We start from the raw sequence: 20,275 nt of genomic DNA, 5'->3' as shown, positions 1-20,275 counted from the left end.
GTGTCACCCACCGCCGCCTGCACAAATGCCGGCTCAAAGACCATCGCGCCGTCGGCACCGGCGTTCAGCATCTTCACCCGGTGCACGACGGGCTCCGCCGCCGGGCTCTCGGCAGCCGCCGCGTCCGCGCTGGCGTCGCCGGCATCGGACTCAGCCGAGGCTGTATCGGCACCCGATTCGAGCGAGGTGTCGACGAGATCGAGGTAGCCGTTCAACCGGCCCTGTGCCATCAGAAACGTGCCTTCCAGCTCCGCCGCCTTGGCGCGTGCTGCGTCCATGTTGGTCGCCGCGCCGACCTGGATCACACCCGCCATCGCCATGACAGCGTGCGGATCACACAGGTAGATGTACACACCCTCAGCGTCAAGCGTGACCGTGATCTCCTCACTGAGCGCACCGTTCCATTCTGTTGCACCGTCCGGTACCAGCACCGAGCGCGCGTTGTGCGCCGCGTCGGTCGGCTCGAAGATCACCGTGTCACCCACCGCCGCCTGCACAAATGCCGGCTCGAAGACCATCGCGCCGTCGGCGCCGGCGTTCAGCATCTTCACGCGGTGAACAGTCGGACCCGCTGCGGCAGCCGGTGCTGCGGCAGCCGAAGTCGATTCGCTCTCGTCCGCTGCGGTGTCGGCCGCGGCGAGTGCGACCGTCTGCAGGTTCGGGTCGACCTGGTCCATGTACCCGAGCAGACGTCCCTGCTCCATGGCAAAGCCGCCTTCCATCTCCTCGGCTTTGGCGAGCGCTGCGTCGAGGTTCGACGGCGCACCGACCTGAATCACACCGACCATCGCCATCGCGAGGTGCGGGTCACAGACGTAAATGTAGACGCCTTCATCCTCCAGTCGCACCGCCACCGTCTCGCTCATGCCGCCCGACCAGTCGGCGGCGCCGTCGGGCACCAGCACGGAGCGGGAGTTGTGCGACACGTCAGCCGCTTCAAAAACCACGACGTCGCCCGGTTGTGCCTGCAGGTAGGCAGGCTCGAACACCATCTGCCCGTCCGCGCCAGAGTTGAGCATCTTCACCGTGTGTGTGGTGCGCCCGGGTGCCGGCTCGGGAATGACGATGGCGGGCTCGGGGTCTGCTGATGCCATGGCGACCAGAGACGGGTCCGGCAGCGTCGTTTGCAGCTGACCGACCGGTGCGATCCGGTCTTCCATGGCCGCCAGCAGGTAGCTGTCGTCGGATTTATCGACCATGCCGCCCAGGATCTGGGCGCTGATCAAGATGAAAACAAAGAGCGCTACCAACGCCCCCATCACGATGCCCATCATCTTGATTACGTGGGCATCAGATTGCTCTTCATTCACACTCATCGGTACGGGTTCCACAACTGGATTGGGTTTGCACAAACAAGGAACACCCCGCCCCTGGACCCAGCGACCCGTGGCGATCGCGTCCAGCGTTTTGTACGGTGGCCCGGCGCAAAAAAGCGTAATGCTAGCATCAAATGTGTACGCTGGCCCCCAGTGGCAGTGCGAGCCAAAGGGCCACCGAGCGCGTCAAGGCACCGTCTGCAATTTCCGCTCTCAAACCGCCCGAATTCGGCCACGGAGCGCGGTTTTTTTGTGCCGATTCGTGCACTATCTCGCAACCTGTCACTGAGCGTCGGATTTCCACGCGGCCGTTTGGTCGGTGGAGCCGACCACGCTGGCGCGAACGGTCACAGACCGACAGTGACAGACGGTCAGTCTCGCCTCAACCGCAGGATCGCTGCCATCGATGTCACATTGCACACCACCCCGCTGCACGCCGAGTTCGGGGTCGAGGTTCACGGCGTCGATCTGACCGACGCAACACCCAACCACCTGTACCCCGCGGTCCGTGCCGCCTTCGAGGCACACTCGCTGTTGCTGTTTCGCGGGCAACACTGGACCGACGACGACATCTTGCGATTCGGGCGGCTGTTCGGGCCGATCGAAAACCGCACCGCGCTGCCCGAGCACGTGGCACGGGTGTCGAACGTCCTGCCGGACGGCTCGGTGATGGCTCCCGATGCCCAGCGCGTGAAAGACCTCCGCGCCAACATGCTCTGGCACACCGACTCCACCTTCCTGCCCGTGCCCGCGCTCGCCAACATCATCACCGCCCGGGTGGTGCCGTCCGAGGGCGGCACCACCGAGCTCGTCTCGACCCGCGCAGGGCTCGCCCGACTGAGCCCGGTACAGCGGTCTGCTCTGCAACACGGCATACGCCATCGCTACGCGCACTCGCGTGCCAAGATCGACTCGGACCTCGCCTCCGCAGAGCACATCGTCAAGTGGCCCGACCAGGTCTGGCGTGGCCACTGGCGCAACCCTGTCACCGGCCAGGACGCGGCGTACATCGCCTCGCACGCCTGCGCCATCGACGGCCGGGACGACGCCGAGGCCCTCGCGCTGATCGAGTCGATTGTCGAGACGCTCACGGTCGACGAGGCAGTCTACGCCCACCATTGGCAGGTTGGCGACGTACTGATCTGGGACGAGCGCGCCACACTGCACCGCGGCATGCCCTGGCCCTTCGATCAGGCGCGGACACTGGCGTCGATCTGCGTTTCGGCGCGCGACGAAGACGGGTTGGAGGCCGTGCGCGTATGACCATCCCCGACCACCTCATGGGCGACATCTGGCCCGCCGCCAAGCCCGGACCCGAAAACGCCAACTACGGCACCACGGCGTTCTCGCCCACGGGCGCGTTCCCCGTGCGCTCGCTGCAGACCTTCACGCTGGTCTACACGGTGGGCGAGTTCGGGCTGGACGACACCGGTGCGATCAAAGTCGTCCATCGCTGGACCGACGACGGTGGCCGGGTGCAGTTCGACGACGCGAGCGCACTCAACTACGTGACAGCCACGGCCTCGAACGGGGTACAGCTCGAACTCCACGCCGAGCCCTACCCGCACCGCCGCCCCTGGTTCAACGGCCTGCGGATCACGGTCAAGCGCGGCTACATGCGACCAGGCGACACCATCACGGTGGTCTACGGCGACACCGCGCAGGGGTCGCCCGGCTACCGCCTGCAAACCTTCTGCGAAGCCGCCTACGCGTTTCGGGTGCTGGCCGACGTGTGTGCGACGGGCGTCTTTCTGCCGGTCGCCGAGCACACCGTCGCGATCACCGCGGGCCCGCTCGTCAAATGGGTTGTGACGGCCCCGACGCGACGTCGCGCCGGTGAGGTGTTCAGCCTGGGCATTCGCGGTGAGGACGCCTGGGGCAACGCCACCGCGCAGACGCCTGCCACCGTCACGCTCCGTGCCGACGGCGCGGTCGCTGGCCTGCCCGACAGTGTCGCCTGCGCCCCGGGCGCGCGCGCCACACGCGTCGACGGCCTGCAGGTCACCGCGCCCGGCACCTACCGGTTCACCCTCACCGACCCCGAGACCGGCCTCACAGCCGTTTCGAACCCGCTGGTGGTCACAGCGCAGGGCCCGGCACACTACTGGGGAGACCTGCACGGCCAGAGCGGCGAGACCGTTGGCATCGACTCGGTGCGCGACTATTTGCAGTTTGCGCGCGACACCGCCTTCCTCGACGTGACCTCACACCAGGCCAACGACTTCCAGATCACCAACGCGTTCTGGGACGAGATCAACGCGGTCAGCGCCGAGCTGAACACCGACGGGCAGTTCGTGGTGTTCCCGGGCTACGAGTGGTCCGGCAACACGCCGGTGGGCGGCGACCACAACGTGTTTTTCGCCAACGAGGGGCGACCGATCCGGCGTTCGTCGCACGCGCTCCTGACCGACCGTAGCGACCTCGGCGCCGACGCCCACACCCTGCCCGCGCTGTTCGATGCGCTGCAACACGAGGACTGTGTGCTCTACGCCCACGTCGGTGGCCGTCCGGCCGACATCGGCACCGCCGAGCACGCGCGGCTGCGCACCGCGGTCGAAGTGCATTCGGACTGGGGCACCTTCGAGTGGATCCTGACCGACGCCTTCGACCTCGGCTACCGCGTTGGCGTGGTCTGCAACAGCGATGGCCACAAGGGCGCGCCCGGCGCCTGCTACCCCGGCGCCTCCGAGTTCGGCGCCTACAGCGGCCTCACCTGCTTCATCGCCGACGGCCTCTCGCGCGCTTCGATCTTCCAGGCGATGCGCACCCGGCGGCACTACGGCACCACCGGCTGCCGCATGCACCTCGAGGTCACAGCTCACCTCGGGGCAAGCGGCGCTGTGTACCCGGTCGACCCACGCATCGAGGCGCGGCCTGCGGTTCCCAGTGACACCGCGCAGATGGGCGACATCGTGCGGCTCGACGGGGACGGGCTTGAGCTCACGGTGGCCGTCGACACCCACGCGCCCATTCTGCGCGTCGACGTGTTGAATGGCCGCGATACGGTAACGACCCTGCGCCCCTACCGCGCCGGTGACGCCCGCCGCGTGCGGGTGGTCTGGGAGGGCGCCGAATACCGAGGCCGCGGGCGGACCACACACTGGCAGGGCACCCTCCGCTGCAGCGGCACCCGTATCACCGCCATCCGGCCGATCAACCACTGGAACCTCGAGCGCACAATCGCCCTCGAGGACGACCACACCGTGCGCTTCGACGCCGTCACCACCGGCAACTTCGGCGGCTGCGACCTCTGGCTGGACAACACCCATGGCCAACTCGAGATCGACACCGACCTCGTCAACGGCCGTTGCGGGCTCGCGGACATCGGCGACGACGACACCGTGTTCGAGGCCGGTGGACTCGAGCGGCGCATTCGGGTGTGCCGGCTGCCCGAGCAGATGGACGCATGCCATCTCACTGAGCGTCTGCCCATCGCGCTTCTGCCCGGACGCGACAATCCCATCTGGGTGCGTGTGAGCACCGAGGACGGTTTTGTCGGTTGGTCCAGCCCGATCTACGTGACACGTTGACGTGGACATCGACGCCGTGGTCGCCAACTACCGCAGTGCCCTGCACGCGTTTCTGGTGTCCCGCCTACGGAACCCCGACGACGCCGACGACCTGGTGCAGGACGTCCTGACCAAGACCCTGCAGCAGGGCCACACGCTGCAGTCCGACGCCAAGCTCAAGGCGTGGCTGTTTCAGGTGGCGCACAACGCGCTGGTCGACCACCACCGCAAACGCCAACGCGAGGCGACGCTCGACGCCAACGACCTTTGGTACAGCGAAGCACCCGAGCACCGGCAACACGCCTTTGCGCCCTGTCTCGATGCGTTCATCCAGGCCCTGCCCGCCGACGCGGGCGCCCTGCTGCGCGACGTTGAGCTCGATGGCCGTTCGCAAAAGGCCGTCGCAGCGGAAAGGGGGCTCAGCTACTCGACGCTCAAGTCGCGTGTCCAGTCTGCGCGCGCGCAGTTGCGCACACTGTTCGACCAATGTTGCGCCGTTGCCCGCGCACCGGACGGCCCGGTGATCGACTACGTGCAACGCGAAGGGCGTTGCCGCAGCTGTTGAACGCAGGTCGCCCTGTCGAGCGCGTACCCCTACCCGCCAGGCGCTACCGACCGTTGCTCGTCCAGGTACGCCAACAGACGGGTCGCGAGGACACGCGCGCTGAACACCGCCGACTCCACGTCGGGTTCGGGGGTGCCTGCCGCGGTCGCGTTTTCGAGCCTGCGCAGGATGGCAACGATGTGCGATTCGACGTACAGGCTGTTGCCGATAGGCGCTGTGCTGAACGTGCCTTCGACTGGAAAGTCGCAGGCTGTCAGATCGGTGTACAGCCCCTGCAGGGTGGCCCGGCTGCCAGCGTAGGCGTCGAGATCAACGCTGCCGCTGTAGAAGGGCCGGTTGCGTTCGAGTGCCATGAGGCCACTCTCGAGGTGGTCCCGGATCTCGTCGAGAATATGGCGATCGCAGTTGGTGGCCGCGTCCGACGCGCGCAGCGCGTGCGGCGACAGACCCGTCAGCAGTGCCACGGCGACGAGCGCGGGGGCCACCACCCGTGTCACCGGTGTTCGCAGTCGGTTCATCGCAGTCGCTCCTGACGCGGGCGGAAACAGCCTGAACCGGCTCACCCACCCTTGGCACAACACTACAACACGGGGACGCGCCCGGGCCACTGAATCCAACCTTGCCGGGCTCACAGAGCGACCCAACCTGGACGGCGTACACACGGTGTCCTTGGCTGTTCACACCGACCGCAGTGGGCGTCAACGCGCTGCAACACACACCGTGCGCAAGCCGTGAACCGGCTGCCGCTGCCCTGTTCACCAGCACAACCCACTCGCGCCTTGGCTTACAACGCTCTCAACTGCCGCAGCGTGTACCAGTTTGTGACAATCGAACTGATCACCACGACCGACACGATGGTGATGAAGAGCGACACCATCGGCAAACCGGCGTGCACGATCAGCACGTAGTTGATCGACGCCGGCAGCACGAGTTGACGGGCAATGCCGAGCACCATCGGAAAGAGCGGCTGCTTGACCGCCTGCAAACTCGCGACGCTGACGAACAGCACCACGTAGGAGAAGAACGCGAGCGCGTCGATGCGGAGGTAGGTGCTGCCGGTTGCGATGACGTCGGCGTTGCTCGAGAAGACACTCACCAGCAGCGGCGACAAAAACACCATGACCGGCACCGAGACCAGCGCAATAGCAACGCCGATCAGCAGCGCTTTCTTGTAAGTGTCGATCACGCGGTCGACCTGGCCGGCGCCGAAGTTCTGCCCGACCAGCGCCATGACCGCGCTGTTGAGACCGAGCGCGGGCAACAGCAGCACCTGTTCAAGCCGCAGTCCCACCGCGTAGCCTGCGACATGGTCACTGCCGAAGCGCCCGACAAAGGACACGGTGATGAAGCCGCCGAGGATGATCATGAGCATGTTGAAGCTCGCCGGCAGCACCTGGTACAGCAGTTCGCGCCAACGCGCGAGATCGAAGACGGGGCGCGGTGTGTAGTCAAGCCGACGCCGCAACACGGCGACGAGGTAGACGGCGCTGATGAGTTTGATCAGCACCGTCGACAACGCAAGACCGGTGACCCCGAGGCCAAGGCCGAAGGTCAGCAAGGGGTTGAGCGCGAAGTTGGCGAAGAAGCCGATCGCCAGGGCGTTGCGCGCCGACTTGGTGTCACCGAGCGCGACCAGCGCGCCGGTCGCGACCGCCGCCAGCACGAAGGTGACGTTGCCCGCGAGCACGATGTACGCGTAAGTCTGCGCCGACGGCTCGACGTCGGGCTCGGCGCCGAGAAAGCGGATCAGGTCCTCGGCCACCCAGAACCCCACCGCGAGGCTCACCAACGCGACGACGCAGCCCACCCCCAGCGCCTGGTTCAGCCAGGTTCGAACGCCACCTTCGCGCCCGGCGCCGACTTCGCTCGCGATCATCGCGGTGGTGCCGGACTGCATGCCCGCGCCGATGCCGATGATCAGGAAGAACACGCTGCCCGCGATCGAGACACCGGCCAGGGCTGCGTCCGAGAGCATGCCGGCGAACCAGAAGTCGGTCAGGTTGTAGAGAGTGTTGAAGACCATGCCCATCGCCGCCGGAATCGCGAGGCGAATGAGGTGGTGCACCACGGAACCTTCGGTCAGTGGCCGGTCCTGGGCGGTGTCGGTCATCGGGTGTGGGTTGCGTCGGTTATCACCGCCTAAGCCTAGTCGCGATCGGGTCGTCTTTTTCGAACGCCGTTCGTCTCACTGGGGAACCCTTGAAAAAACCGACACACCCCGTGATCACCATCGTCAGTTTCAGTATCTGCCCTTTCGTGCAACGCGTGACCGCCCTGCTCGAGGCCAAGGGCCTCGCCTACACGGTCAGCTACATCAACCTGAGCGACCCGCCACCCTGGTTCTCTGAACTGTCACCGACGGGCCAGGTGCCGCTGCTGGTCACCGAGGCGGGCGAGGCGCTGTTCGAGTCCGATGCGATCGTCGAGTACCTCGACGAGATCGCACCGCCGCTGGTCGCCGGCCTCTCACCGGTGCAACGCGCGCAGGACCGTGCCTGGAGCACGCAGGCCAGCAAGCACTACCTGCCGCAGTGCAGCGCCATGCAGAGCGCCGACCGCGCCGTGCTGACCGAGCGCGAAGCCCCGCTGCACGCGGCTTTCGACCGCGCCGAAGCCGCGATCGGCGACGGCCCGTATTTTCGCGGCAACACCCTGGGCAACGTCGACATCGCCTGGTTGCCGCTCCTGCACCGCGCTGCACGGGTCGAGGCGCACAGCGGGCACGACCTGCTGCAAGGCCACCCGAAGGTCAAGGCCTGGCAACACGCACTCGCCGACACCGGCCTGTTCGAGGCCTCGGTGTCAGCCGACTTTAACGCGGACTTCGACGGCTTCTACCTGTCCGAGCGCACCTACCTCGGCCGCGGTGCGGACCCAACCGAAGCCTGTGCCCCGCGGCCCGCACAGCCAACCAGCGTGTGTTGCGGCTGAAACGACAAGGCGTCCACAGTTGGGCACCAGACCCAGACCTGCGCGAAAGCGGTTCTTGATGAAGGTGGCATCGCACGGGGGCAGCGAGCGCGGTCCGGGTGCTGTGGCCGGCACCGGGTACGTACGCCACCTGCTGCACACGGTGGTGCTTCAGCGTGCGGTAGAGCGTGTGTGGCCACGCCTGCGTCGGGTCGGCGGCGGTTTCCATCGCGTCGCGTCCTCCAGGCGCCGACACTGCACACCTGTTCACTGTCGCGAATGCCAAGCCGCACCGCGATCCGCGCCGTGATCGCCGCGGCGCGCACGTGTAGAGTGCAGGCCCTGAGGAGGAGGCCGCATGCACACCGACTACGCTGACCTGCGCGACGCCGTCGCCAAACTCTGCGCCAAGTACCCCGGCGCCTACTGGCGCGCGCTCGACCGCGAGTCGGCCTACCCGACCGACTTCGTCACCGAGTTGACCGAAGCCGGGTGGCTCTCGATCCTCATTCCGGAGGCCTACGGCGGTGCGGGCCTGCCGCTGTCGGCCGCGGCCGCGGTGCTCGAGGAGATTCACGCCCAGGGTTGCAATGCAGGCGCCTGCCACGCGCAGATGTACACCATGGGCACGCTGCTCCGACACGGCTCGGATACCCAGAAGCAACAGTACCTGCCAAAGATCGCGTCCGGGGAACTGCGCCTGCAGGCTTTCGGCGTCACCGAACCGTCAAGTGGCACCGACACCGGCGCGTTGAAGACCACCGCGGTGCGCGACGGCGACGATTTTGTCGTCTCGGGCCAGAAGATCTGGACCAGCCGGGCCGAACACTCCGACCTGATGTTGCTGCTCGCGCGCACCACGCCGCTCACCGAGGGCATGAAAAAGACCCACGGCCTCTCGGTGATCCTCGTCGACATGCGCGAAGCGCGCGGCAACGGCCTGAGCATCCGGCCAATCCGCACGATGATGAACCACGCCACCACCGAGGTGTTCTTCGATCAGGTGCGCGTGCCGGCGGCCAACCTGATCGGCGAAGAAGGCAAGGGATTCCGATACATCCTCTCAGGCATGAACGCCGAGCGCATCCTGATCGCCGCCGAGTGCATCGGCGACGCCAAGTGGTTTGCCAACACCTCGGTCAGCTACGCCAACGGGCGCACCGTGTTCGGCCGCGCCATCAGTGAAAACCAGGGCATCCAGTTTCCGATCGCGAGCGCCTACGCCAAGATGCGCGCGGCAGAGCTCATGGTGCACGAGGCCCTCCGGCGCTACGAGGCGGGCGAGAACCCGGGCGAAGAGGCAAACCTCGCCAAGCTGCTCGGGGCCGACGCGTCCTTCGAAGCAGCAAACGTCTGTATGCAGACCCACGGCGGCTTCGGCTTTGCCGAGGAATACGATGTCGAACGCAAGTTCCGCGAGACGCGGCTGTACCAGGTGGCGCCAATCTCGACCAACCTGATCCTCTCCTACCTGTCCGAGCACGTGCTCGGCATGCCGCGATCCTATTGAGGCTGGAGCCAGTCAGGCTCGTGCCGGGCCTGTATTGATACCGTTGCCTAGAACTTGCCGCTGTTGCCCCAGGCCGCGCGCGGGCCGATGGTCTCCTCGTTCATCCAGTGCTCGACGATACGCCCACCGGCGACGCGGTAGACGTTGAACACCGCGATGTCGGCGCCGCTGGCGTGACGCTTGCCGTAGGTCATGACGAAGTCGCCCTGGCCGATCAGCTGGAACAGCATCTCGTAGTCGCCGGCCGCGTCGGACGCCAGCCAGGTGGCAAGGCCGTCCCGGCCAGCACCGACACCCGGGGCCCGCTGCACCAGCGCCCGGTCGACAAAGCGGTCGAGCTTGTCGTGGCCACGCGCCTGCAACACCTGTTTGGTGTACTCGCGCACCAGGGCCTTGTTGGCTTCGGTGTCCGCCGTGGCGTCGACCACCGGGGTGCCACGCACCGGGTCTTCCCCCGAGGCCGCGTCGGCCACGTAGGGGGCAATCGTGTCCCAATGCTCGAGGATCAACCCGTCGGCGTCGGTGAAGAAAAGGTCGGTGGTCACCCACTCGGCCGCGCCGTCGTTCAACGACTGGAAGGCGTGGCAGAACACCCAGGGGCCGTCCTCGAAGCTGCGCACGATCTCGATGTCGCGCTTCGGGTTGCGTTCGACGAAGGGCTCGAAAAAGGCGAGAAAGCCCTCGACCCCGTCGGCGACGCCGGTGGAGTGTTGCGTGTAGCGGTGCCCGGTGTAGCGCGTCACGGCGTCGCGCGCGCGGCCGCCGGCGATGCCCTCGAGGTAGAGCTTGTGGACGTTGTCGAGGCCCTGGCCCATGGCGTGTTCTCCGTGTGTGCTGTGCTCGAAGACGCAGTGCGCGCGCCGGGCGTCGCACGGTCGTCTGTACGCGTGTTGATTGCTTCACAATAGGCGTTGCAATCGGTCACCATAAGGGCGTCAAACCGGACCACAGCATTCGGCTGCCACGAACAATGATCGACAAACTCCGCAGCATTGCCGTCTTTGCCACCGTGGTCGACCAGGGCACGTTCAAGGCCGCAGCAAAGCACCTCGGGCTTGCGCCGTCGCGGGTCAGCGAGACCGTGTCCGATCTCGAGAAATACCTCGGCGTGACGCTCCTCTACCGCTCGACCCGACAGCTGTCGCTGACGCACGAAGGGCGGACACTGCACGGCAAGGCGCAGGAGATGATGCGCGCCGCCGAGAGCGGCCTGGACGCGATCAACCCGGCGTCGTCAGAGCCCACCGGTGAGCTGCGCGTCACCGCACCGGCGTTCGTGACCCAAACCGGCCTGATGGACGCCTTCGCCGCGTTCACCGACGCGCACCCGCGCGTGTCGCTGCAGTTCGATTTCACCGACCACCCGCGCGACCTGATCCGCGACGGATTCGACGTCGCGATCCGCGCCGGGTGGCTCGAGGACAGCGACCTGCTCGCGCGCAACCTCGGGCACGTCGAGCGCGTGCTGGTTGCCAGCCCGGGCTACGTCGCCGCGCGCACGGTGCCGAGCCACCCGCGCGACCTCGAGGACTGGGACTGGGTGCGCTTCTCGATGCGCGCCGACCAGACCCCGCTCACGGCGGCCGGCGGTACAGTTGAGACGGTCAAGGGGCAGTCGACCCTCACCGTCAATTCGGCCGATGCCCTGTACGAATTCGCCACCCGCGGCCGCGGCGTCACCGCGATTCCCGAAAGCCTCGCCCAACGCGGGCTCGACCGCGGTGAACTGGTGCAGCTGCTGCCCAACTGGACGCTGAAACCGCTCGGCCTGCACGCCGTGTGGCCGAACCAATCGCGCCGCGAGAACCTCACGCTGAGTTTCGTGCGCCACCTCGCCGAGTCCGAGTGCGTGACCGGCACACCCTCCGACCCCTGAACGCACCGCGGTTGCCCATCGAGCACGACGCGCCATGACCCAGAGACCGCTCTCGCACGTCCGCGTACTCGACTTAGGCCACTACCTCGCCGGCCCGCTGGTCGGCATGATGCTCGCCGACCTCGGTGCAGAGGTGATCCGCATCGACCCGCCCGGCGGCCCGCGCTGGCGCGACCCGGCGGCTGACATGCTGGCGCGCGGCAAGCGTGCGCTCACACTCGATCTCAAGTCCGACCCCGACCGCGCCACTGCGCTGGCGCTGGTTGAGCGCGCGGACGTCGTCATCGACAACTTCCGCCCGGGGGTCATGGCGCGGCTCGGGCTCGACCCGGCCGCGCTCCGGCGACACAACCCGCGCATCGTGTCGCTGTCGCTGCCGGGTTTCGCATCCGCCGACCCGGTCCACCGCGACCTCGCCGCCTGGGAAGCGGTGATCGCCGCGCGCACCGGGCAGTTCACCGACATGGGCCTCAACCGCCGCCTCATGGGCATCAACCCGTCGTTCACCCCGCTCGGCCTCGCTTCAGCCTACGGCGCGAGCTTCGGCGCCATGGCGGTGTTGTTTACGCTCGGCGCCCGTGACCGACTCGGCGGCGAGCATATCGAGGTGCCGCTGGCTTCGGCGCTGCTCGAGGGGCTGGTGTACAACTGCGAGCAGATCGAAGACTACCCGGCCCGCTACAAGTCCCCGCGCGAGGTCGAGCTCGAGCGGCGCGCTGCCGCCGGCCTGCCGAACGACCTCAGCTTCGACGCGCTCTCGGAGTTCCTCGACCCCTTTTACCGCACCTACACCTGCGCCGACGGCCGCGGCTTCTACGTGGTGGCCGGCTCGATCGCGACCCACCCCGCGCGGGTGTTGCGGACGCTCGGGCTCGAGGCGCTGCTCGACGGTTTGCCCGACTTCGACGCCTACCTCGACCAGGCCGACTGGCCGGCCAGCTGGTCGCTGCGCAACTACCCGGTGGGCGACGCCGACCGCGCGCGCCTCAGCACGGCGATGAAGGCGGCTTTCCTGACGCGGCCGAGTGCCGAATGGGAGGCCCTGTTCGGTGCGGCCAAGGCCCCGGCCACCGCACAACGCAGCACCGCCGAGTGGCTGCACGATCCGCACGCGGCCGCCTCTGGGCTGGTGCTGTCGGTGGACGACCCACGGCACGGCCGCATGCAGCAACTCGGCAACGTCGCCTGGCTGGTCGGCGACACCGACGCCACCGAGAAAACAGCAGGCCCGGTACCCGACAGCCTGCGTGGCACGCTCGACGCGCTGTTGGCCGAGCCGCCACGCCATGGCGACGATGACAGCCACGACACGACCGACCAGAGCGGCGGCTGGCTCGATGGCCTGCGCGTGCTCGACCTCACCAACGTCATCGCCGGGCCGACCATCGGCTCGACGCTGGTGCGCTTTGGCGCGACGGTCACACTGGTGCAACCGGTGACACCCTCGGTGGACCCGTGGAACGCCGTGGTCTTCGGCCTGCACGCGCAACGCGGCAAGGAGAGCGTCCTGCTCAACCTCCGCACCGACGCCGGTCGAGAGGCGTTCTGGCGGCTGGTCAGCGATGTCGACGTGGTGACGATGAACGGCACCGACCAGCAACGCGACGCGCTCGGCCTGACCGAGGCGCGGCTCGCCGAGGTCAACCCGCGGCTGATCCTGGTGCAACTTGACGCCTTCGGCGGGCCGCGGCGCGGGCCGAAGTCCGACCACCTCGGCTACGACGACCTCGCGCAGGCCGCCACCGGCGTCATGACGCGCTTCGGCGGCGGCCCCGACACGCCCGAAGAACACGCACACTTCGGCACCATCGATGTGCTGACCGGCTACTGCGCCTGCGTCGCGCTCGGCGCCGCCCGCGAGCGCCTGCGCACCACCGGCAAAGGCGGCATCGCGCGCGCCTCGCTCGCCGCCGCCGGCGAGCTGATCCAGGCGCAGTTCATGGTGGACTTTGACAACCGCGGCCCCTTCAACGAACCCGCGGGCCGCACCGTGCACGGCTGGGGCCCGTTCTACCACTGCTACGAGGCGGCCGACAGCTGGCTGTTCTTCGCCGCGCCCACCGCACGGCACGATGCGTTGCGGGCGGTGCCGGCGCTGGCCGACCTCGCCGGGCAGCCCGAGGCCGATCTGACCGACGCGCTCGCCGCGCGCTTCGCCACCCAACCGATCGCCCACTGGACGGCCGCTTTTGCGGGCACGTCCGTCGGCGTGGTGCCACTCGGCTCGCTGCACCGCACCCGCGACGACAGCGTGCAGTGCGAGAGCACAGGCGATGTCGACCTCCGCCGCGACACCTTCCGCGTGATCCGCCACGACCAGCACCCGATGGGTCGCTGGGTGGACCTGGTCGCCCCGAACGCGGTGCGGCCGGGCACCGCCACCATCACGGTGCCCGGCCCCATGCCGCGCTACGGCGAACACACCCGTGCCGTGCTGGCACGCATCGGGTTCGATGACACCGAGATCTACGCAATGCTCGACAACGGTGACGCGGCCGAGCGCTGGTCAACGCGCTACCTGCCCGAGTGACACGCGGCTAACCGCCTGGGGTCGCCTCGGCGACCAGAAGGTACGCGCAGCGCGGCGTGAGTGCGGTGTCGAAGGGGCGCATCAGCCAGCCGCTCTGCAGGTCGCTCGAGGACGTCACGGCTGCCGGCGAGCATGGGCGTCATCACAGGCAGTCGTGCACGCGGAGATCACCACGAACACGCTCGGCACTTTGCACAAGGCGCCCTTCAGCACGTTCGCCGGAGACAGCCTGTGCTGCGCACCACCCAAACGCCGCCAGCCTGGCGGCAGATGAGTCCCCCGCCCGTGTGGCGGGGGCGTACAGCGGCGGGCCTCAGCCCTGGCGACGCAGCCCGTCGCGGTAGAGCGCCTTCGCGAGCGAGAGGCACATCAGGCCCATCACCATGGTGAACGGCAGCGCGCCGATGATCATGGCGTTGCGCAGCGCGTCCATCGGGTTGGTCTCGCCGGCGGCGACGATCAACGAGCCGATGACCGCGGTCAGGATCACGCCCCAGACCACCTTGTGCTTGTTGCCGACGTCCTGGTCACCGCCCGACATGATGGTGTTCATGACGAGAATGCCCGAGTCGGCCGAGGTCACGAGGAAGGTCAGGATCAGCACAACGCACATGACGGAGATGCCGGTCAGCAGGCCGCCGTCGAGCATCTGCCCGAGGGTGACGAAGAGCTTTGCGGTGTTCGACGCGCCGATGATCACGCCTTCGGCGCCGCCGTTCAGCTCGAGGTCAATCGCGGTGCCGCCGAGGATGGTCATCCAGGCGAAGCAGACCAGCGCCGGGGCGAACACGCAGCCGACGATGAACTCGCGCACCGTGCGGCCCTTGGAGATGCGCGCGAGGAACAAGCCGACGAAGGGCGAGAACGCGATCCACCAGGCCCAGTAGAAGGTGGTCCAGCCGGCCTGCCAGCCGAACTGCCGGCCCGGCTCGCCCGCGGCATAGGCGGCTTGCAGGGCGTCACCCGAGAGCGCTGCTGCCTCGCCTTCGAGCCCCGAGGTGAAGCCGTCAAAGGAGCCCCAGGCGTTGGTTGCACCACCGCGCAAGGCGTCGGCGTAGGGTGCCGCGTCGGCCGGCAAGGCGCTGGCAAAATCGGTCGCCGACTGCGGGCTGTAGGCGAGGAAGCTCAGGCCGAAGAAGTTGACCATGTAGTCGATGAAGGCCGTGACGTAGGTGCTCATCGCGAAGACAAAGGAGCCGAACACCACGAAGGTCATCAGCAGGATCAAGGAGAGCACGAGGTTCAGGTTGGAGAGGTACTTGACCCCGCGCCCGACACCCGAGACCGCCGAGATGATCGAGAGGCCCATGATCACGAAGAGGCCCGCAAGCAGGCCGACCGTGCTTGGCGCCGGGGTCTCGCCGCTGAGGTTCATGATCCAGTCCATGCCGGTGATGGCGTAGAGGCCGTCGATGAACTGCGAGACACCGTAGCCGATGGTCACCGACACGCCGAGGATGGTCGCGACCACGCCGAGCACGTCGACGATGTGGCCGAGGAAGCCGTTGAGGAAACGGCCGAACAGCGGCGTCAGCGCCGAGCGGATGGTCAGCGGCATGTCGCGCGTGTAGGCGTAGTAGGCGAGCGACAGGCCGGTGACCACGTAGATGGCCCAGGCGTGGAAACCGTAGTGCAGGTAGGTGTAGCGGTAGGCCGACTCCAGCGCAGCCTCGGAGTTGGCGTCAACGGCACCGGAGAGCACCACCGGGTTCGAGCCCCAGAGGCCAAGCGGCTCGGCAGTGGCGAACACCATCAGACCGACACCGAGGCCGGCGCCGAACATCATCGAGAACCAGGAGAAGTCGGAGAACTCGGGCTTCTCGCCCGGCGGGCCAAGCTGGCGTTTGCCCGTTTGCGGCAACACCGCCAGCACCACCAGAAAGAAGATGAAGCTGCCGACGATGAGAATGTAAAAGGTGTTGAAGCCTTCGAGTAGACTCCAGTTCAGGGCGCCCAGCACGCTGTTGGCGTTGCCCGGCGAGATCAGCGCCCAGAGCACGAGGCCGATCATGATGGCCTTGCTCAACAAGGCGATCTCGATCGAGTGGCCCTGGTAGAACCCGGTTGTCGATCGCACGATCTGCAAATCGGTAAACGGGGGCTTGATTGCCATGGTCCGTCACTCCTTGATAATCGGCCGCACAGCCTCGTTGGCACCACCGGGGGAGTCAAACTGAATCCAGACGGAGGCCGCAATTGGTGCGCTGGCAGGTCGCCTCGCGACAACTTCGTGGTGTTTGCACAACCGGCCACCGGCAGCCGATGACGCGGGTTTTGTGACCTCCAGGGTGCAGTATGCAAGCCTGGATCGTTTCAGGTTGCACTGCAACATGCACAGGCGCCAAGCCGTAGCAACACAGACAATGAAGGTGTTCATGATTTCACGGGAAACCACAGCTGCGGTCACGGGCACCGACTTGCAAGCGCTTGCATGTCCGCTGCAGCACCCCAACAGCACGCGCGCCCTGGCGGCTGCGACACACGGCATCGCATGCTGAAAGACCGCGGCATCCTGCTGTTGGCCGTGGGCGAAACGCTGGTCTGGGCGGGTTTGTACTATGTGTTTCCGGCGCTGCTGTTGCGCTGGGAGGCGGACCTCGGCTGGTCGAAGGTTGACCTGACCGGCGCGCTCGCGCTTGCGGTGCTCGCCTCCGGGGTGGCCTCGCCGGTCAGCGGCCGGCTGATCGACCGCGGCAGGGGCCCGCAGCTCATGGCGTGCTCGGCCGCGCTCGGCGGCTGCGGGCTGCTGGTGTTGTCCCAGGTGACGACGCTCTCGGCCTTCTACGCGTGTTGGCTCGTCATCGGCTTGAGCCTCTCGGGCTGCCTGTACGAGCCGTGCTTCGCGCTCGTGACCCGCGCGCGCGGCAGCGAGGCCAAACGCGGCATCGTTGTGATCACCCTGTTCGCGGGTTTCGCCGGCACGCTGAGCTTCCCGCTCGCCCACCTGATTTCCAATGCCTACGGCTGGCGCACCACGGCTGTGGTGTTCGCCGTCGGCGTGATCACCGTGGTGGCGCCGATGCTCTGGGCCGGGGCGCGCCGCGTCGAGGCCGGCGGCCACGCCCTGCGGTCTGCGGCGCCACCGGAGACGACAACAGACCGCCCGTTTCTGCAGCGCCCCGCGTTCTGGCTGTTGGCGGCCGGGTTCAGCCTGCTCGCGGTGGTGCACGGTGCAACACTCCACCACCTGCTGCCGATTCTCGCGGAGAGCGGCTGGTCGGCCGACGCCGCCGTGTTCGCGGCCGCGTGCATCGGACCGTCGCAGGTGGCCGGGCGGCTCGCGATGGTTGCGATCGGCAACCGCGTGTCGAACCACGCGCTCACGGTCACCGCGTGCCTCGCGATCGGCCTGTCAGTGGTGCTGCTGCAATTGAGCAACGGCGCGCCGGTGCTGCTCGGACTCGCAATCCTCGCGTTCGGCGGCGCCTACGGCACCGTCAGCATCCTGCGCCCGGTGGTGGCACGTGACATCCTCGGCGGCGCGCAGTTCGGCGCCAAGTCCGGCGCCCTCGCGCTGCCCTACCTCGTGGGCTCGGCGCTCGCGCCCTTCCTCGGCGCGCTGGTCTGGCGCATCGGCGGATACGCCACCCTGCTGCCCTGCCTCGCCGGCCTCGCCGCAGTGGGCTGCGCGCTGTATGTGCGCGCGCACCGCAGCCCGCGTTGAACCGCGCGAACTACTGTGAGGCGTGGTCCGGGAACGGCAAACCGTCGTCCTCGAGCTCCTGCCGATTGGCGTAGCCGATCAGGATGCCGGGCGGCTCGCGTGCGTCGGTCATCGCCTCGATGATGTCACTGCTGCGCGTGATGCGGTTGTGGTGTTGCCGCGCCCAGTCGAAGTGCAGCGCCGACAAGCGCGCGATCTGGTCAGCGTAGGCCGGGTCCGCGCCGAGGTCGTGGGTCTCATCCGGGTCGGTCTCGAGGTCGAAGAGGATCGGCCGCATGGTCTCGACGAATATGACTTTCCAACGCCCGTCGAACACCATCGCGAGCCGCGCGTCGTTCTGGTCGACCCCGACGGCCCGGCGCGCGTCGCGCGTGGCGTAGTCGTACTCCGAAATCACGTGGTCCCGCCAGGCGACCTCGCGGCCGTGCAGCAGCGGCTCGAGCGAGCGGCCCTCGGTGATGTGCGGCTTCTGCGTGCCCTCGTAGAAATCGATGAAGGTCGGCAGCAAGTCGATGGCCTCGACCAGGCGGTCCGTGCTGGTGCCGCGCGTCGCGTCGGCCTCGGGCCGCGGGTCGCAGATGATCATCGGCACGCGCGCCGAGCAATCGTGGAAGAGGTCCTTCTCGCCCATCCAGTGGTCGCCCATGTTGTCGCCGTGATCGGAGCAGAAGACCACCATCGTGTCCTCGAATCGGCCGCTCGCCTCGAGGTAGTCGAACAGCCGACCGAGCTGGTCGTCGAGCTCCGAGATGAGTCCCATGTAGACGGGCGCCACCGTGTCGCGGATCGCGTCGCGTGAGAAGCTGTGGCTGACCCGCATGTTGACCCAGGCCTGCATCAAGGGGTGGTCGGTCTCGCGTTCGGCCTGCGTGCGGTTGACCGGCGGCAGGTCCGCCGCCGAATACATGTCGTTGTAGGGCGCCGGCACGAGGTAGGGCCAGTGCGGTTTGATGTAGCTGAGGTGGCAGAGCCACGGCGCGTCGCCCTGCGCCTCGATGAACTCGATGCCGCGCGTCGTCAGCCAGGCGGTCTCCGAGTGTTCCTTCGGCACACGCGCCGGGTACGGTGCGTTCTCCAGCATCCAGCCCGAGAGCAATTCACCGTCCGGCCCCTCGGCCGAATTCGCCCATTCCTCCCAGGGGTTATCACCGTCCATTCCGTGGCTGCGGAGGTAGGCGTCGTAGTCCTCGGCGCAGCGGCCCGGGTAGTCGGAGTGGTTGGTGCCGTCGTCGCGCACCATCACCTCAAAACCGCACTCGGCGACCCGCGCGCCGATCACACTCTCAGGCTCGATGCCAAGCCGCGCCATGCCATCCCGGTCCGGCGTCATGTGGGTCTTGCCCACGAGGGTGCTGACCACGCCGAGCTCGCGCAGGTGGTCGCCCATCGTCGGCTCGCCGACCCGCAGCGGAAAGCCATTCCAGGTCGAGCCGTGGCTGCGCACGTAGCGGCCGGTGTAGTAGCTCATCCGGCTCGGCCCGCAGATCGGCGACTGCACATAGGCCCGGTCGAACCGCACCCCACGCGCCGCAAGCCGATCCAGGTTCGGCGTGTGGATGTGCGTGGCGCCGTAACAACTCAGGTAGTCCCAGCGCAACTGGTCCGCCATGATAAAAAGCACGTTCTTCGCCCGGGTCGCCACGGTGGCCTCGTCAATCGATGGTTGGGACCGGACTAGATTGCCAGTTCTCACCGCGCGAATACACTCGGCGCTGTTGAGTGAAGCTCGCGATCACGCGCACCTCACCCCAACCGCAGAGGCAGAACGACTCTGAACCGACAACCAATTGGTATACCCGCTAACGCCATGGGCAATGGCCCAAATCGATCACCTTCCAGCACGTCCCGCGTGATCTGAATATGACCGACCCATGGATACAACGTCCGCATTTTTTTCTCGTAATATCAGCTACTTAATCTGGTACACTGCAAATCCGCTTGAGCAGTTTTAACGAGTATCTGAGTAAATAGTAATAACCAGTGCGGTGGTTGTTACAGCTGTTAGAAGACAATCGAAAATTTGCGCTTAGTGGCAATCCGTGCAAGCCAACAGCCAAGCACCTGAGTCGATTTCTGGATAATTTTGGCGAAGAAGAGAAGGAGAACTTTTGTGAGTGATGATTCGAACAGTCTTGATCAGGTTTATGGCGCGGAGAACTCCAAAGCGACCCGAACGGCGTACGATGGGTGGGCTGCGGGGTACGACGCTGAAAACATCGGGAACGGGTATCGAGTCCCAGGTATTGGTTGTGCCGTGATCGCTCGGCACGTAGAGCCTAATGGTGAGCCTCTCTTCGACGCAGCATGCGGGACTGGCATCATAGGTGGGATACTCGAACTTCTTGGATATCAGTCCATAGTTGGTTCAGATATATCTCCAGCCATGCTTGAGCAT

Annotated in this window: 15 protein-coding genes; 9 read left to right on the top strand and 6 right to left on the bottom strand. The window is 66.9% G+C overall.

Features of this window, described 5'->3' with window-relative positions; all coding sequences use genetic code 11:
• A partial coding sequence (locus AAGA11_19080; protein MEM9604974.1) for a pseudoazurin occupies positions 1 to 1,316 on the bottom strand: 1,316 nt, incomplete at its 3' end.
• 360 nt (positions 1,317 to 1,676) lie between these two features.
• Here AAGA11_19080 and AAGA11_19075 point away from each other — a divergent pair.
• Genes AAGA11_19075 through AAGA11_19065 form a run of 3 tightly spaced genes read left to right on the top strand, consistent with a single transcriptional unit; the run spans position 1,677 to position 5,390 of the window.
• A complete protein-coding gene (locus tag AAGA11_19075) occupies positions 1,677 to 2,579 on the top strand; it encodes a TauD/TfdA family dioxygenase (GenBank protein ID MEM9604973.1) in 903 nt (300 codons plus the stop codon).
• Positions 2,576 to 4,846 (top strand): DUF3604 domain-containing protein, encoded by a 2,271-nt coding sequence (locus tag AAGA11_19070; protein MEM9604972.1) that lies wholly within the window; start codon positions 2,576 to 2,578, stop codon positions 4,844 to 4,846. Before AAGA11_19075 ends, AAGA11_19070 begins: the two co-directional genes overlap by 4 nt.
• A gap of 1 nt (position 4,847) precedes the next feature.
• A complete protein-coding gene (locus tag AAGA11_19065) occupies positions 4,848 to 5,390 on the top strand; it encodes a sigma-70 family RNA polymerase sigma factor (protein MEM9604971.1) in 543 nt (180 codons plus the stop codon).
• Positions 5,391 to 5,419: 29 nt separating this feature from the next.
• On the opposite strand, the gene AAGA11_19060 is transcribed toward AAGA11_19065, so the two are convergent.
• Together AAGA11_19060 and AAGA11_19055 are read right to left on the bottom strand one after the other, a co-directional pair.
• Positions 5,420 to 5,908: a hypothetical protein gene (locus AAGA11_19060; protein MEM9604970.1), complete on the bottom strand. Its 489-nt coding sequence runs from the start codon at positions 5,906 to 5,908 to the stop codon at positions 5,420 to 5,422.
• Between the two features lie 266 nt (positions 5,909 to 6,174).
• Positions 6,175 to 7,500, bottom strand: a complete 1,326-nt coding sequence (locus AAGA11_19055; protein MEM9604969.1) for an MATE family efflux transporter — start codon at positions 7,498 to 7,500, stop codon at positions 6,175 to 6,177.
• 110 nt (positions 7,501 to 7,610) lie between these two features.
• Between AAGA11_19055 and AAGA11_19050 the strand changes: the two genes are divergently transcribed.
• Both AAGA11_19050 and AAGA11_19045 read left to right on the top strand, forming a co-directional pair.
• Positions 7,611 to 8,321 (top strand): glutathione S-transferase family protein, encoded by a 711-nt coding sequence (locus tag AAGA11_19050; protein MEM9604968.1) that lies wholly within the window; start codon positions 7,611 to 7,613, stop codon positions 8,319 to 8,321.
• Between the two features lie 337 nt (positions 8,322 to 8,658).
• Entirely contained in the window at positions 8,659 to 9,810 is a 1,152-nt protein-coding gene (locus AAGA11_19045) for an acyl-CoA dehydrogenase family protein (protein ID MEM9604967.1), read from the top strand.
• Positions 9,811 to 9,857: 47 nt separating this feature from the next.
• Here AAGA11_19045 and AAGA11_19040 read toward each other — a convergent pair whose 3' ends face one another.
• On the bottom strand, positions 9,858 to 10,625 hold the full coding sequence (locus AAGA11_19040) for a nuclear transport factor 2 family protein (GenBank protein MEM9604966.1): 768 nt from the start codon (positions 10,623 to 10,625) through the stop codon (positions 9,858 to 9,860).
• Between the two features lie 155 nt (positions 10,626 to 10,780).
• Between AAGA11_19040 and AAGA11_19035 the strand changes: the two genes are divergently transcribed.
• Both AAGA11_19035 and AAGA11_19030 read left to right on the top strand, forming a co-directional pair.
• Positions 10,781 to 11,686: a LysR family transcriptional regulator gene (locus AAGA11_19035; protein ID MEM9604965.1), complete on the top strand. Its 906-nt coding sequence runs from the start codon at positions 10,781 to 10,783 to the stop codon at positions 11,684 to 11,686.
• A 34-nt stretch (positions 11,687 to 11,720) separates the two neighbouring features.
• Positions 11,721 to 14,216 (top strand): CoA transferase, encoded by a 2,496-nt coding sequence (locus tag AAGA11_19030; GenBank protein MEM9604964.1) that lies wholly within the window; start codon positions 11,721 to 11,723, stop codon positions 14,214 to 14,216.
• Between the two features lie 313 nt (positions 14,217 to 14,529).
• Here the strand turns inward: AAGA11_19030 and AAGA11_19025 are convergent, their stop codons facing one another.
• Positions 14,530 to 16,329, bottom strand: coding sequence for a BCCT family transporter (locus AAGA11_19025; protein MEM9604963.1), 1,800 nt, complete (start codon positions 16,327 to 16,329; stop codon positions 14,530 to 14,532).
• Positions 16,330 to 16,707: 378 nt separating this feature from the next.
• Here AAGA11_19025 and AAGA11_19020 point away from each other — a divergent pair, with 378 nt between their 5' ends.
• A complete protein-coding gene (locus tag AAGA11_19020) occupies positions 16,708 to 17,880 on the top strand; it encodes an MFS transporter (protein MEM9604962.1) in 1,173 nt (390 codons plus the stop codon).
• Between the two features lie 10 nt (positions 17,881 to 17,890).
• Here AAGA11_19020 and AAGA11_19015 read toward each other — a convergent pair whose 3' ends face one another.
• Positions 17,891 to 19,522, bottom strand: coding sequence for an alkaline phosphatase family protein (locus AAGA11_19015; GenBank protein ID MEM9604961.1), 1,632 nt, complete (start codon positions 19,520 to 19,522; stop codon positions 17,891 to 17,893).
• 468 nt (positions 19,523 to 19,990) lie between these two features.
• Between AAGA11_19015 and AAGA11_19010 the strand changes: the two genes are divergently transcribed.
• Positions 19,991 to 20,275 (top strand): class I SAM-dependent methyltransferase (locus AAGA11_19010; GenBank protein ID MEM9604960.1); only part of this gene is annotated, 285 nt, incomplete at its 3' end.

It is taken from the genome of Pseudomonadota bacterium (assembly GCA_039196715.1).
Taxonomy (GTDB): Bacteria; Pseudomonadota; Gammaproteobacteria; order CALCKW01; family CALCKW01; genus CALCKW01.
This window is presented reverse-complemented; position numbering and strand designations above follow the sequence as displayed.